Raw genomic sequence first — 14,030 nt, forward strand, 5'->3', positions numbered from 1 at the left:
GTGGTAATTATCTAGCCATTCATCCAGATCCATTTGCCGCTCATTGAGTGAACTGTACACTTTCTTTCTGAAGATAATTTGATAAAACTCGTTCAAAATCGTCTTATGGAAGCGTTCACAGATACCGTTTGTCTGGGGTGACCTGGCTTTCGTTTTTGTGTGGTCTACCTCATTTATCGCTAAATAAAGCTGATAATCGTGGTGCTCGATACGACCGCAATATTCTGTACCTTTAAGCAACATAATCTGCGTTTGTTTTCCATACTTAATTTTCGGGATGTATTCTGCTTTAGCATGTTCAAAATCTCAGCCACGTACTGCCCTCCATCTTGCTTGAGGTGATGCGAGCACCTTGATATTATTATTTCAATCACATGATGAACTTCGGTATCAGGCCACTGCAAAAAAGGCCAGTCATGATTTGAAACTATCCAAACGGCAGGCATGAGATAAAGAAAATATTGCCACTTAAGGTAATCTTAATACATTATTGCAAAGTAAATAGTTTCATATTGTTATCTATATCTTTTATTGCCATAAAATTGCTTATGAACAATTAAATGGAATGATAACGTTAATGTATTGAGGAAAAAATAACATGTTGCATACGGCAGAAAAAATCAGTTGGGATGAGTTATTGGACGAGTACTTTTTTTCACGTATGCCGTTGCCATCAACTGAGTGCAGCTATCGCAGGATGACGCAGGTATTTATCCGATTTATCGGTGAAATGGTACTACCGGAAAACGTCACTCATCGGGATGTATTGCGGTGGCGGCGTCATCTTTTGCGGGAGAAGAAACAATCCAGTCATACCTGGAACAATAAGGTGACGTGCCTGCGGGCGATTTTTAATTTTGGGATGAAAAGAAAATTATTGCCGTATACCCAGAATCCGTTTGACAATACAGTAGTCAAAGATGGGCTTGTCAAAAAAGAGCAGAAAACGGGTATGTGCAAGAATCAACCATTACACCTGCCGGGTACCAATCTGAACAGCAGTTACATTGAATTGCGTGTCGAAGGGAGTCAAAATTGCACAATCTCAAGCAGTGGAACATTTACTTTAATTGATATCAGAATCAATGACTGAATGCACTTGCTGAGAAAGAGAAAAGGGCGCTTGCTAATGCAGGCGCCCCGTATCCTTGATTTAACGGTGTTCATACACCGTAATCTCGAAAATCAGGACTGTTAATCGCTTAAGTGGTCTTGATTTTTCACCCGTCTGTTAACCTTCAACAAACAAGCTCTAAAATATGGTGCCCGGACTCGGAATCGAACCAAGGACACGGGGATTTTCAATCCCCTGCTCTACCGACTGAGCTATCCGGGCTAACGGGGCGCATTAAACCGTATTCAGACAAATCCGTCAAACATTTTCTGTATAATTTCATCTGTATGCTTTTAAATTATTCAACAAGCTATAAATCTAAACAAGATGGAGAGATAATCGCCTCTCCATCTTTACATTGTCCCTTTGCTGTCTGCTACCTACGATAGCCTTTCTGTGCGTTGTTCACTTTTATCAAGTAACGACGTGACTCAGCAGATGGGTGCTTATTTGCCAGCGTTTCATAAACATCGCCAGGCGCCATTGCATTGATGACTTGAGCGGCTTTTTTCCTGTCGCTGGAAAATACACGTAATACACTGCCGGCACCGCCATTATAGGCGGTGATAACGGCATAGCGACGTGAAGTCGCATTCTGGATTTCGCCTAAATAGACATTTTGCAATATCGAAAGGTAGGCGGTGCCGGCATCAATGTTGTTCTCTGGATCGAAGAGATAACTGCGGCTGGGATGACCTGATTTTCCTTGCATCCTGAAAACATCTTTTCCAGCAGTATGTTGTATCACTTGCATAAGCCCCAAGGCGTCAGAATGGCTGACAGCATAAGGGTTAAAGCTGGATTCAGTCTGCATGATGGCAAGGATCAGGGATTCATCAACACCGTATTTAACCGATGCCTTGCGAACAAGAGGGAGGTATTTATGGGCGCGTTTGTCCAAATGGTTAGGCACTAACTGAATGGTGACAGACCAAATGACATGCAATCCTGATTGGCGTTTTTGTAATTTATTCTGAATCAGGTCATTGGCAAAATGACGTGCACGCCACTCCCAGCGAATGGGCTCTCCGCTATTATCCAAAACCTGTCCATAAAGGAATGGCTCTTTGCTGATCTGGATGTCATTGGCGTCAGAGTAAAGATCAATCGAACCAGGATCATCCCCCATCAGTAACGTTGTCACAATCGCTTTGCGTAAATGTTCTGTGGGTTCAATCGGGGATAGTGTTTCAATTGTGATGCTTCCCGATTCAAAGTTGATATGGCTGCGGGTTTGGTATTGATCTGTGTATTTCACATAATCTTTTGGGCCTGCGATTAAAACTTCCTGCAAGCCCCAGATATTTTCAATATTATGGGCAAACTGCCCCATCAAAATATCGAATCCATTCGTATCTTTTACATATTCTTGATTGTATTCAAGGTCTTTTTTGTTAGTGCAGGAAATTAGGAGCGGGGCGAGAAGAGTCAGAGTCAGCAGTCTTTTCATTTTATAGTGCCGTTGAATATTGGAATGCCATCAGTATTTAGAGCCATACAAAATGGCTCTTGTGCCAATAATATTATTGTTCTGGTGGTGTATAACCGTCGATTTGAATGTCATGCCCTTCAAACAGAAACTTTATCATCTCTTGCTCAAGCAGTTTGCGATCTTCTGGATTCATGGTATTTAATTTTTTTTCATTGATTAGCATGGTCTGTTTGCTCATCCATTTTTGCCATGCTTCTTTAGAAATCTCATTGAAAATACGTTTTCCCAGTTCCCCCGGATAGAGCTGAAAATCTTGGCCTTCGGCTTCTTGTTGCAAAAAAGTACAAAAAATAGTTCTGCTCATAATCAATCCTCAAAATAATGGGTAATTTAACCCAATTGTTGCAAAAGGTACTCAACCGGCGCTGCCAATCCAATCGTTGCTGGCTGGCGTAAGTTATACCAAAGTCCTTTGTTTTCATCCATGCAGGAATCAAAAGATAAGATATCGATTCTAATGGGAATAATATCTAAATGAAAATGGCTGAATGTGTGGCGAAATGCGGTCAGTTGTTCAAGTTTGCTGTGAGAGATGCCTGAATCTTTTAGCCATTGTTCCAGTGATGCCTGATCCGCAAATTGAGGAAAGGCAAACAGGCCACCCCAGATACCGGAAAGTGGGCGTTGTTCCAACCAAACCGTATCACCATGTTGCATTAATAAAAAGTAAGCGGTTTTTTCCGGAATGCGCTGTTTCGGTTTTTTTCCCGGATAATTTGCCCAACTATGATTGGCATAAGCGATGCAGCCTGTATTGAGCGGACAAATTTCACATTTTGGTTTACTGCGGGTGCAGACTATTGCCCCCAAATCCATCATTGCCTGATTGAAATATTCGACGCCGTGTTTGGGAGTGACACGAGTGCTGATGTCCCACAATTGGTTTTCCACCTCTTTTTTCCCCGGCCAGCCCTCAATCGCGTAGCAACGAGCCAAAACACGCTTCACATTACCATCAAGAATAGGAAAGTGTTTGCCTTGAGAGAGTGAAAGAATGGCGCCTGCCGTGGAGCGCCCTACACCCGGCAGGGCGACAACATCTTCGAAGGTTGTCGGGAATTTACCCTCGTGTAACGCCATAATCTGTTGGGCGGCTTTATATAAATTACGGGCGCGTGCGTAATACCCTAAACCTGTCCATAAATGGAGCACTTCATCCAACGGTGCTGCGGCTAAAGAAGCAACATCAGGAAAACGGGCAATAAATTTTTGGAAATAGGGAATAACTGTCGCGACTTGAGTTTGTTGCAGCATCACCTCTGAAAGCCAGACGTGATAGGACGTTTTTTCCAACTGCCACGGCAGAGTTTTGCGACCATAACGGTGATACCACTCAAGTACCACTTGTGAAAATTGCTCGGCTTCCATCATTAGAATAATTGTCTTTATATCGGATAATTGTTTTGTGAACAGGATTGCAACATAGTGTAACCTCAGTGTAAACCCGAACTTTGTTTCGAAGCGCTCCGCAAATTGGCATTAAAGTTGTGCTTATGGGCACTGAACTTGATAAACTCAGCCATCTTTGCATAATTGCGCTCTCTTAGGGCTATTCTGCGGTACATAAAGCCCCAGATGCCTGAGCAAATGTCTTTAAAATTGACAGAACGTACCATGATAAATAACGTAATTTCACCGGAATATGATGAGAATGGCAGGGCTTTGCGCCGTATTCGCAGTTTTGTGCGTCGGCAGGGACGGTTAACAAGTCGTCAGCAGCAAGCACTTGATAATGTATGGCCGAAAATGGGCGTGGACTATCAACCAGAATTGTCCAATATGGCAGAACTTTTTGGTTGTGACGCGCCTGTTATACTGGAGATTGGCTTCGGCATGGGGACATCATTGGTCACTATGGCAAGCCAGAACCCAGAGAAAAACTTTTTTGGGATTGAAGTTCATGCGCCGGGAGTTGGGGCATGTCTGGCTTGTGCAGAAGAAGCTAATCTCAGCAACTTGCGTGTGATGTGCCATGATGCCATTGAAGTGCTGAATAATATGATCCCAGATCAAAGTTTGGCGATGGTTCAGCTTTTCTTCCCTGATCCATGGCATAAAGCCCGTCATAACAAACGTCGGATTGTGCAGCCTGAATTTGCTCAATTGATTAAAAGCAAACTGAAAATCGGTGGTGTTTTCCATATGGCAACGGATTGGCAGCCATATGCTGAACATATGCTGGAGGTAATGAGCGAAGCCGAAGGGTATCGTAACTTATCGGAAAACGGTGATTATGTGCCGCGTCCTGATTCGCGTCCGGTCACGAAGTTCGAGATGCGCGGTCAGCGGTTAGGGCATGGCGTATGGGATCTAATGTTTGAGAGGGTAAAATAATGGCTAAAAACCGTAGTCGTCGTCTGCGTAAAAAAATGCGTATTGATGAGTTTCAGGAATTGGGTTTTTCAGTAAAGTGGAATTTCCCGGCTAATACATCCGTTGAAGTTGTTGATAGCACGGTTGATGCCTTGATTGAAGAGTTGATCGAGCCAAATGGTCTTGCTTTGGATGCCAGTGGCTATTTGCAGTGGGAAGGTATTGTCTGCCTGCAAAAAATCGGCAAATGTACTGAGGAACACCGCCAATCGGTTGAAAATTGGCTGAAAGATCGTGGTATGGAAGAAGTTGTCACATCAGAACTGTTTGATGTGTGGTGGGATTGATTCGCTGTTGCATAAAAAATAGCGTGTTACACAAAAATAGCGCTATATGCAGGGGCTCCTTGGGAGCCCTTGTTTGTCTGGAGAAAAAGTGGTGAAGGTAAGGTTCTCTAATTCGTTATTGGCAGATATCTTAGATGAAGTACGCCCTTTGATTGGCCAAGGAAAAGTAGCAGATTATATTCCTGCTTTGGCGGAAGTTCCGGTAAATAATTTAGCGATGGCTATTTGCACGGTCGACGGGCAGGTTTTTAAAGCGGGAGATGCAGAAAAACGTTTTTCCATCCAATCCATTTCTAAGGTGTTGAGCCTAACATTGGCGATGACACGTTATAAGGAAGAGGATATCTGGCGACGAGTGGGTACGGAACCTTCGGGACAACCTTTTAACTCATTGGTACAGTTAGAATTGGAAAAGGGAATACCCCGTAACCCCTTTATTAATGCGGGAGCATTGATTATTTGCGATATGTTGCAATCACGCCTGAGTGCTCCCAAGCATAGAATGCTGGAATTTGTCCGTAATCTCACTGGGCAAAAAGAGATTTATTATGATGATATCGTTGCCCGTTCAGAGATGGATCATTCCAGCCGCAATGCTGCGATAGCTTACCTGATGAAATCATTCGGTAATTTTGAGAATGATGTCATTACGGTGCTGCAAACTTACTTCCAATATTGTGCTTTGAGAATGAATTGCGTTGAATTGGCCCAGTGTTTTATTTACTTAGCTAATAAAGGGCGCATGATGGATTCCGGCCAGCAAATTTTGAGTCTTCGTCAAACCCGGCAGATTAATGCGCTTATGTTGACGTGTGGTATGTATGATGGTTCCGGGGAATTTGCTTTCAGGATAGGTATGCCGGGGAAATCGGGAGTAGGTGGCGGCATTGTCTGCGTTGTTCCGGGAGAATTTACCGTTGCGGTGTGGTCTCCTGAACTGGATAAATCAGGTAACTCATTGGCGGGTTGTGCGGCATTGGAAAAATTGGCTGGGCGTATTGGGCGTTCTATTTTTTAACCGCATCCGGGCTGGTGGGAAGCCATCAAGTAAAATAATCAGGAGAATGTATGTTACGCAGGATTATGATTGCTGCATCATTATTATTTGTATTTCAGGCGCAGGCAGGTTCTGAATGTCAGATGACACTTAAGGATGACATTATTGTCACACCCAACTCGGTCCAAATTATCGGGGCGGGTGGAAACCTGAAAATATCGCCTGATGGCTCTATGATTCGTGATGGTAAGGCGTTGTCATTGAGTACGGCACAACGGAGCCAGGCGCGGCAGTATCAACAGACAATTCGTCAGGATTTGCCGTGGGTTAAGAAAGAAGCACAGAACCACTTGGCAAATGCGCGCCAATCGTTGGATAAAGTGGTTGCTGATATGATGGGTAAAGAAAGTAATATCCGTAATCGTTTATCTCAACTGGAAACGGGACTCAATAAGCAGATTGATAAAGTCATTGAAACTCGCGCTGATGGCTTCACATTCAATTATCAGGCAGTCAATCAGGTAGAATCTGAAGGCCAAAAACTGGTTGAACAGAGTCTTGGCGGCATCTTGCAGGACAGTATTAACGAAATGAGCCGCAATAAGAGCAATCAAGATGATGGCGGCAAACAGATGTTGATGTCTCTCCTCGGAGGGTTGGGGGGAATGCAAAATGGTTTTGATGCAGAATGGAAAAAACAAGAACAAGAGTTGAAGCGCTTGAAAGGAGAAGTTTGTAGCAAAGCCAGTCATCTGGAACAGCAGCGCATCAGCCTGATGAATTCTCTTAAATAAATCCCAATAATTCATCCAAGAAGAGTCAATAATCAAATGATTCTTCTTGGGATCACATTAATTAATTCCTGTTTTCAACATTGTCCTAAGCTAATCATTAAGTGTAGCGGGTCAAAATTATTCTTTCTGGCAAGGTGTCGGGTTTCCTCCAGGTTGGCGATAAGTTCGGCCATGGCAGTATATTTTCTATTGCAGCCCAGGGATCATTTCCGGAATCACGGGCTTCAGAAAGCACCTGACCAACATCAATATACTGCCGTAGTTTTGACTGGATCAGTTTCCGGTCTGCTAAAGACGCTCAGCCTGTGTTCTTTTGGCTCTGCTGAACAGGCAGTTCAGGATACGTTCATGCAGGGTCGGGGCCAACTGAGCATTCAGGGCCTGAGACACCACTTTATCGCTGTCAGCCATGGTTTCCGAACAGGTATGTTCCACGACATCAATAGCGGGAATAATCACGCTATTCCGCCGGAGGTATTCCAGAAGCTCTTCTGCCAGAAGAATACCTTGATCAGTGCGCGTTGCCATCGGCAACAGATGTGTAACGCAGTCCTGCTGTATCTGCCCGGTGAATGTTTTTACTCCAAGATAGCTGTTACAGTTCGGTTAAATGCTCGCGGCGGGTTTACGGTGTGCATTAATAAGAGCCAGACCCTGTTCACTGAAATAAGCCATGCGGGTCAGCGTTAACTCATCGTCAGGTAACGTCAGTAATGATTCTCTTTCAGTTTGCGAAAGAATTTGTCTCCTTGGTATATAGTTCCATTTGTAAATTATTCTGCTTGGCTATTTTAATGAAAAAGGTGTCGCATAAGGGTACACACTGGCGCACAACCAAAACGTGATGGCACACCATTAATGATATAGCCTATTGAGATAGGATAAATGCAATAACCTAAATGCGATGTTGATCGACCTACCGGGGTAAACAGGCAGATCGTGAGCGGCACCAGAAAGTGCTTTACTACAGACAAGTCAAAAAACTGAGCATCCGTGAAACAGCGGACGCCACGGGATACAGCCCCTCCGATATGTCGAATTCAGGCTCTGTATCGGCAGAATCAATCAGAAGCGGGATTACCGGATTAAGTCATACAAGAGATATAATTTTTCTGGCTTTCTCGAAGTGGTTGATGATGGATTTAGTCTTACGATTAAAGAACAGCCACTAAAAAGGTGGCTGTTCTTATAATATCTGTGTCAGGAATGATAGCCTACAAACTGCCACCACTGATTGTCTTCAGGTGTGGTAGGGAAGTCCCCGTGATCACCATCAGATTTTAATATAAAATATAACTTTGTTGAATCATCGTAATATAACCATCCTTTTTTTCCTGTTTTATTTGAATCATTCCAGTGATGTACAGGCAATGGGGGAGATAGTGACTCGTTTTTTTTCGGATATTTACCGACATATGTCCAATAATCATTATCTGATTTGTCTATTGGAAAATATCCAGCCCCCGTTTTTTTAAGCTTAAAGTATTCAGTGTCACCATTGTATGTATTGTGATAAATAAAATAATCCCCAATATTTATGCCTGAATCATTTCTTTCTTCCCACTCATAAACTTTTTGGTTTCGAAAGTATAGGTCATTAATTATTGGATACCCTTTCCCTACTGATTTCCAATCACTGTTATTGGCTCCCTCGACAGGTAGAGGTCCGTATGTTCCATCATGGAGAGCCTCATAAATATATGGTTCTGCATCGTCAGCGTTGCTAACAAACATCATGCCTTTATTAGCTTTATTTTGATAAGAACCCCATTGATGTATACCTCTATAATTATTTCCGAGTAATGTTAGAGTACCATCTGTATCCCATGATGATGAACCGTAATCATTTGGCGTCATTCCTGGCAGAATGTATTGCTGATTACAAATATCCGGATCACCATAAGAATTTCCGTTTGAAGATTCCAGTGTAGAATCTTGTCCATAACTGCCCTTGATTTGCCCTTCCGTCGCTTTAGCATGCCTTAATGTAGTGCACTCATAAGGCCCCCAGAAATATTCCAGGAAAACGCCATTAGAGTGACTAAGCCCTCCCCATTTAGGGGTTTTTATCTCCCCTAATATATCTATCGTTCCTAATGTAAGATCGGCTAATGTTATTTGCCACCAATCTCCGGAATCATCGGATGATGTTCTGGGGCTTAGTTCCACTCGAAAGCGATATTTATGCCCTACCTTCCAGTTATAATTACCTTTTACACTACTGCACGCACCAGATTCATTGCAATAAACGACAGGTAAAATACCAGCTTTAGCATCAAGCCCATCCCAAATGGATATAAGTGCTATTTTATTTCCACCTGCGCGTTGTAAACCAAGGTATCCTCCATTTGCTTTATTGAATGTAATATATTCAGCCCAGTAAACTGAGGAAGGTGCATAACCCGTATCAGAATAGGATTCTCCGGGATCGACATCAATGCGCATAAAATAATCTTTAGACTCTATAGAGTCATTTTTTAATGTCCACCCACCTGATGGAGTTATTGCGAGTGCATTAATTGTCATCCCCAAAGAGAATAACAGCACAGATATGTTTCTTTTCAACATAGTAAGCCCCCTTATTAAAATAATCGAATATACAGACAGACAGTTAGATATGAATGGTTGATCTACGTATCGACTTTGTAAAGTCAATGGTTAGTTTTTCCCACGTACCTTAAAACCATACACCGAGTTTACGGGTAAGATATCCGAAGACGCTGTCGCTGCCATTGAGGAGATGCAGGGTAATTATCAGGGACATAAAGTGGTACGCGAGCATCCCTACAAGATACAGACCAGCATTACGTAACTGGTCAACCAGATGCGCAAAACTGGCGACTGGGATTTCGATATCTTTGAAGAGCAGATTCGAAAGCTCTCAGTTGTACACATCACCACCACTGCCAAAAATAGTAAATTACGCTGCAAAGGGGCAAGTACTGAACGCTTACCGATTGCTGGACTGCTGGCACTGGCAATGACGGGATTTATCGCTATCTTGACTGAGACTTCCCGCAGGACTGTTACCACAAATTGGCATGGAACTCAGTGTGTCAGAGGCATTATCTGTTATGGATGCCGGCACACAACATTCTTTATACCTATATCGCTCCTTTCCTCATTCCGGCTGGGCTGTCGGAGCGCGTTGACTTCATTCTGCTGGTATTTGGGATAGCGGCTTTACTGGGTATTTGGATCACGGGTCTGCTGGTTGATCGCTATCTACGAATACTGGTATTGCTTAGCCTCGGTGTATTCGCCTTAACTGCCATCATGCTGGGTTTCGGTGGCAAAATCCCGCCTGTTATTTATCTGGGTATTGCGCTGTGGGGAGTGACTTTTGGTGGTGCGGCTACATTACTGCAAACCGCTTCTGCGGACGCAGCAGGGGATGGCGCAGATGTGGCACAGTCCATGGTTGTTACAGCTTGGAACCTTGCCATTGCTGGTGGCGGCATTGCCGGAGGGGTACTGCTGGAAACCAGCGGTGTATCCTCATTCCCTTGGGTTATATGTATATTGTTGTTGATCGGGTTAATCGTGGCTTGGCAGGCCAAAAAACACGGTTTTCCCCGTAGCCGCCAAGATTCACTGCGCTGAGTTTTCTTTAGGTAATAAAAAAACAGGCTCAGTTTTTGAGCCTGCCTGCCATCTATCAAGTGAAACACATTTCTATCAAGCGAAACAAATTTTTGCCCAGCGTGCCAAACCTGTAGTGACGGAGCCGAAGTAGTTACCGCCGGCGAGTGGGATGCCCGGCAATTTTTGTTCAACTGCCTGACGAAGAATAGGTGAACTCGCTGAACCTCCCGTCATAAAGATCACATCGGGTTGGCGTCCTCCCTGTATCACTGCTTCGCTAACCAACTTCGCCATCTTTGCCTTGGTGGATTCGATTGAGTCAATCATTTGATCGCGCTGGATATTAACTTCAATAATTTCTGATAATAAATTTAATTTAACCCGATGCTCAGATTGCTCAGAAAGGGCAATTTTGGCTTCTTCTGCACTGCGAACCAAGCTGTAGCCTAATGTGTCTTGGTGCACTTTCAATAATCGGGCTAACTTCTCCGGTTCTTGGGCGTCTCTGTGCAAGGATTTTAATGCGGTTAAATTCTGACGCGAATAAAACTCTTTTTGAGCCTGCACGTCGTTGATGGCAATCGGATTCCAAAACTGGGTCAGTGGCATATCAATACCCGAGATCACTTTGCTTCCTAACCCAAAAGGGTGCATGAGCTGTTTAAAGGTCAGATTAATATCTAAATCGTTGCCACCGATCCGCTGACCAGTATGTGCCAGTAAACCGGCATGACGTTCAGATTTTCCTCGCCAGCTCGGTCCCATCTGAATAAGGGAGCAGTCTGTCGTTCCGCCACCAATATCGACGACCAATACAGTCTTATCTTCTGTCAGCGTGGATTCATATTCCAGTCCTGCGGCCACCGGCTCAAATTGGAACTCGATGTTGCGAAACCCTGCCCGTTTTGCTGCATCAAGTAAAATCTTCTCAGCTTGTTGGTTAGATTTGTCACCACCACGCCCATGAAAATTGATCGGGCGACCAATCACAACGTCTTCAACAGTCTGTTGTTTACTGGCTTCTACTTGCTGTTTAATCTTCGCCATCATGGCGCAAACCAAATCCTCAAAAAAACTGATTTGGGTATCCCTTAATCCCACCGCACCCAAGAAGGATTTTGGTGATTTTACATAGTAAACATCCTGAGGATCTTCCAAATATCGAGCCAATGCTTCCTGCCCAAATACAATATCATCTGGCAAAAGCTCAATACCTTCCTCTCGGTTTGCCGTAATTGCACTACGAAGAAGTTGTTCACCCGCTTGATTGCTTGGGCTGATATTCCAGTGACGAAATAAGTGCTCAGAAACGGATTCTCGGGTCGGTGCAGCCAGAGCAGAAGGCATGTAAAAATTATCATTTTCGATAGTAATCAGCCGTGGCGTATCCCCGATCATCTCTGCTACCGCGCAATTCGATGTGCCATAGTCAAAACCGATGAACATAAGCTCCCTCATTCTCAATCGTGGAAAATTTAAAAAGGGCGCAGATGCTACCCTAAATGCGTGTTGAACGCGAGCTTAAGATAAAGAAGAATTCATCTTTTTTCTCGCCGGATAAGATTTTTTTCCATGCAGTATCATGTAAACTTAAAACAATATAATCTTCTGATGAGATGTTATATTCTTGCAGGGCATTGTGCATACGTTGATCTCTCCATTTATTGGCATGGGTATCGTTATTGATTTTATTTTTATGGGCTGTTTCTAACATATTCCCTCAATTTATCTTTCATGATTTTTCCATTGACATTTCGGGGTAACGTTAAAAAAGCATATCCTTTCGGCCGCTTATATCGTGCCACTATTGTACAAATATAATCATTTAATTCTTCTGCTGTCACTGAACTCTTTTCGTCTGGCTCAATAAAGGCATAAGGAACTTCCCCCCAATAGGGATCAGGTTTTGCTACGATGGCTGCGGCTAAGACACCAGGATAATTGGACAGGGCATTTTCTAATTCAAGGCTGGAAATATTCTCACCACCGGAAATAATGATATCTTTTTTCCTATCAATGATTTTGATATAGCCATCAGGGTCAACAACCGCTAAATCCCCGGTATAAAACCATTGGCTGGTGGTCTCCGGCGTAATCTGGCGTGAAGGATTGTAAGAGGCGATGATATTCCCACGAATAGCAATTTCCCCGAGGGTTTTGCCATCAAAAGGTACTTCTGATCCGTTATTTTCATCGATAACGCTAACCTGCCCCTGTAAATTGGAAACGATCCCTTGGCGCATTTTTTTTAAGATTTTTTCTGAGCTTGGCAAATCTTCCCAAGCACGTTTATTTTCACAGATAACAACCGGCCCATAAGTCTCGGTTAAACCATAAACATGTGTTGCTGTGATGCCAATAGAATCCAGCAGGGAAAATACCATTTCTGTTGGCGGGGCACCGGCTATAAGAGCATAAACACGGCCCCCAAAATGTTTTCCATATTTTTGTGCTATTTTGCCTAAAGAGTAGTGAATAATCGGGGCACCACAATAGTGTGTTACGTTATGCTCTTGAATAAGTTTGGTAGCTTCTTCTGCGTCAAACTTTTTCATACAGATATGTGTGCCAGCCCGCGCTGCAATGGCCCACGGAAAACACCAGCCATTACAGTGAAACATGGGAAGTGTCCATAAAAAGGTCGGGCTTTTGGGCATATCCCAATCTAATATATTGGAAATGGCGTTAAGATAGGTACCACGATGAGAATAAACAACCAGTTTAGGCTGCCCGCTGGTGCCCGAAGTAGAATTAATACTGATGGCTTCTTGTTCGTCAATTTGGATTAACGTTAGTTTTTTTGATGTGTTTTCGGTGATCAAGGATTCATAAGGAATATATTTATATTCAGGTGTGGATATTGGCGTGACTGGATTATTGGAATCAACAATAATTATCTCTATTGGACTATTGAAAGTGACATTATCTAATAAAGAAATATAACTCTGATCGATAAATAATATTTTTGGCGTGAGTTTTTCAAAGACAAAATTTAGTGTGGCTGCATCTGTCCGTGTACTTAGGGCATTGAGGATGCCACCCGCCAAAGGGATCGCAAAATGTAATTCAAGCAATTCGTGGGTATTGGGCAAAATAGCCGATACCACGCTTCCTTTACCAATCCCCATTTGTTGAAGTGAGACAGCGATTCTTTCGCAGCGATTGGCATATTGGCGCCAGGTCCAGTGGTGTTTGCCATCAATGACGGCAATATCATCACCGCGACTTAATACGGCTCTTTTAAGAAATAAAATCGGTGATAATGCTACACCGTCATATTGACTTAAGAACGAATCAGCGTGGATCATATTTTTTACCTCATTTTGTAATATCCTTCAAAAGCAATAGGGTAAGTATAGATAAATAATGCCATGTTAATATGATAAAG

General features: G+C 43.2%; 12 protein-coding genes, 1 tRNA gene and 4 pseudogenes. 7 read left to right on the forward strand and 10 right to left on the reverse strand.

The window, feature by feature from the left end; genetic code table 11:
* Positions 1–237, reverse strand: a pseudogene (locus Xbed_RS15460) (integrase core domain-containing protein); the annotation flags it as partial.
* A gap of 361 nt (positions 238–598) precedes the next feature.
* Here Xbed_RS15460 and Xbed_RS15465 point away from each other — a divergent pair.
* Positions 599–1,036, forward strand: a pseudogene (locus Xbed_RS15465) (site-specific integrase); the annotation flags it as partial.
* A gap of 224 nt (positions 1,037–1,260) precedes the next feature.
* Here the strand turns inward: Xbed_RS15465 and Xbed_RS15470 are convergent.
* The 4 genes from Xbed_RS15470 to mutY form a co-directional block, all read right to left on the reverse strand.
* Positions 1,261–1,336, reverse strand: a tRNA-Phe gene (locus Xbed_RS15470).
* A gap of 154 nt (positions 1,337–1,490) precedes the next feature.
* Complete coding sequence (gene mltC / locus Xbed_RS15475) at positions 1,491–2,564, reverse strand: membrane-bound lytic murein transglycosylase MltC (protein ID WP_086113798.1); 1,074 nt, start codon at positions 2,562–2,564, stop codon at positions 1,491–1,493.
* Between the two features lie 73 nt (positions 2,565–2,637).
* Positions 2,638–2,910: an oxidative damage protection protein gene (locus tag Xbed_RS15480; RefSeq protein WP_086113799.1), complete on the reverse strand. Its 273-nt coding sequence runs from the start codon at positions 2,908–2,910 to the stop codon at positions 2,638–2,640.
* A 26-nt stretch (positions 2,911–2,936) separates the two neighbouring features.
* On the reverse strand, positions 2,937–3,977 hold the full coding sequence (mutY, locus tag Xbed_RS15485; RefSeq protein WP_086113800.1) for an A/G-specific adenine glycosylase: 1,041 nt from the start codon (positions 3,975–3,977) through the stop codon (positions 2,937–2,939).
* Between the two features lie 243 nt (positions 3,978–4,220).
* Between mutY and trmB the strand changes: the two genes are divergently transcribed.
* The 4 genes from trmB to Xbed_RS15505 are packed head-to-tail and all read left to right on the forward strand — an operon-like array spanning position 4,221 to position 7,057.
* Positions 4,221–4,940 (forward strand): tRNA (guanosine(46)-N7)-methyltransferase TrmB, encoded by a 720-nt coding sequence (trmB, locus tag Xbed_RS15490; protein WP_086113831.1) that lies wholly within the window; start codon positions 4,221–4,223, stop codon positions 4,938–4,940.
* Positions 4,940–5,266, forward strand: coding sequence for a YggL family protein (locus Xbed_RS15495; RefSeq protein WP_086113801.1), 327 nt, complete (start codon positions 4,940–4,942; stop codon positions 5,264–5,266). Before trmB ends, Xbed_RS15495 begins: the two co-directional genes overlap by 1 nt.
* Before the next feature lie 46 nt (positions 5,267–5,312).
* Positions 5,313–6,284: a glutaminase B gene (gene glsB / locus Xbed_RS15500; protein WP_086113802.1), complete on the forward strand. Its 972-nt coding sequence runs from the start codon at positions 5,313–5,315 to the stop codon at positions 6,282–6,284.
* 50 nt (positions 6,285–6,334) lie between these two features.
* Entirely contained in the window at positions 6,335–7,057 is a 723-nt protein-coding gene (locus Xbed_RS15505) for a DUF2884 family protein (RefSeq protein ID WP_086113803.1), read from the forward strand.
* Positions 7,058–7,152: 95 nt separating this feature from the next.
* Here Xbed_RS15505 and Xbed_RS15510 read toward each other — a convergent pair.
* Positions 7,153–7,813 (reverse strand): annotated as a pseudogene (locus Xbed_RS15510) (DUF4158 domain-containing protein); the annotation flags it as partial.
* Positions 7,814–7,974: 161 nt separating this feature from the next.
* Between Xbed_RS15510 and Xbed_RS20255 the strand changes: the two are divergent.
* Positions 7,975–8,146: pseudogene (locus Xbed_RS20255) on the forward strand (helix-turn-helix domain-containing protein); the annotation flags it as partial.
* Positions 8,147–8,257: 111 nt separating this feature from the next.
* Here Xbed_RS20255 and Xbed_RS15520 read toward each other — a convergent pair.
* Positions 8,258–9,625, reverse strand: coding sequence for a DUF3472 domain-containing protein (locus Xbed_RS15520; protein WP_086113804.1), 1,368 nt, complete (start codon positions 9,623–9,625; stop codon positions 8,258–8,260).
* A gap of 483 nt (positions 9,626–10,108) precedes the next feature.
* On the opposite strand from Xbed_RS15520, the gene Xbed_RS15525 reads away from it, so the two are divergent.
* Entirely contained in the window at positions 10,109–10,660 is a 552-nt protein-coding gene (locus tag Xbed_RS15525) for an MFS transporter (protein ID WP_339373821.1), read from the forward strand.
* A gap of 75 nt (positions 10,661–10,735) precedes the next feature.
* Here Xbed_RS15525 and yegD read toward each other — a convergent pair whose 3' ends face one another.
* From yegD to Xbed_RS15540, 3 genes are read right to left on the reverse strand one after another with little or no spacing between them, the layout of a single operon-like run.
* Positions 10,736–12,088: a molecular chaperone gene (gene yegD / locus Xbed_RS15530; RefSeq protein ID WP_086113806.1), complete on the reverse strand. Its 1,353-nt coding sequence runs from the start codon at positions 12,086–12,088 to the stop codon at positions 10,736–10,738.
* 52 nt (positions 12,089–12,140) lie between these two features.
* Positions 12,141–12,356: a hypothetical protein gene (locus tag Xbed_RS15535; protein WP_086113807.1), complete on the reverse strand. Its 216-nt coding sequence runs from the start codon at positions 12,354–12,356 to the stop codon at positions 12,141–12,143.
* Positions 12,337–13,950, reverse strand: a complete 1,614-nt coding sequence (locus Xbed_RS15540) for an AMP-binding protein (RefSeq protein WP_086113808.1) — start codon at positions 13,948–13,950, stop codon at positions 12,337–12,339. The genes Xbed_RS15535 and Xbed_RS15540 overlap by 20 nt, the downstream gene beginning before the upstream one ends.
* Positions 13,951–14,030: the final 80 nt, after the last annotated feature.

This window comes from Xenorhabdus beddingii (assembly GCF_002127545.1).
Lineage (GTDB): Bacteria > Pseudomonadota > Gammaproteobacteria > Enterobacterales > Enterobacteriaceae > Xenorhabdus > Xenorhabdus beddingii.

What these genes read in the sequence shown, in the direction of transcription:
- mltC (WP_086113798.1), bottom strand. Translation starts at nt 2,564, where the DNA reads ATGAAAAGACTGCTGACTCTGACTCTTCTCGCCCCGCTCCTAATTTCC.
- Xbed_RS15480 (WP_086113799.1), bottom strand. Translation starts at nt 2,910, where the DNA reads ATGAGCAGAACTATTTTTTGTACTTTTTTGCAACAAGAAGCCGAAGGC.
- mutY (WP_086113800.1), bottom strand. Translation starts at nt 3,977, where the DNA reads ATGATGGAAGCCGAGCAATTTTCACAAGTGGTACTTGAGTGGTATCAC.
- trmB (WP_086113831.1), top strand. Translation starts at nt 4,221, where the DNA reads ATGATAAATAACGTAATTTCACCGGAATATGATGAGAATGGCAGGGCT.
- Xbed_RS15495 (WP_086113801.1), top strand. Translation starts at nt 4,940, where the DNA reads ATGGCTAAAAACCGTAGTCGTCGTCTGCGTAAAAAAATGCGTATTGAT.
- glsB (WP_086113802.1), top strand. Translation starts at nt 5,313, where the DNA reads ATGCAGGGGCTCCTTGGGAGCCCTTGTTTGTCTGGAGAAAAAGTGGTG.
- Xbed_RS15505 (WP_086113803.1), top strand. Translation starts at nt 6,335, where the DNA reads ATGTTACGCAGGATTATGATTGCTGCATCATTATTATTTGTATTTCAG.
- Xbed_RS15520 (WP_086113804.1), bottom strand. Translation starts at nt 9,625, where the DNA reads ATGTTGAAAAGAAACATATCTGTGCTGTTATTCTCTTTGGGGATGACA.
- yegD (WP_086113806.1), bottom strand. Translation starts at nt 12,088, where the DNA reads ATGTTCATCGGTTTTGACTATGGCACATCGAATTGCGCGGTAGCAGAG.
- Xbed_RS15535 (WP_086113807.1), bottom strand. Translation starts at nt 12,356, where the DNA reads ATGTTAGAAACAGCCCATAAAAATAAAATCAATAACGATACCCATGCC.
- Xbed_RS15540 (WP_086113808.1), bottom strand. Translation starts at nt 13,950, where the DNA reads ATGATCCACGCTGATTCGTTCTTAAGTCAATATGACGGTGTAGCATTA.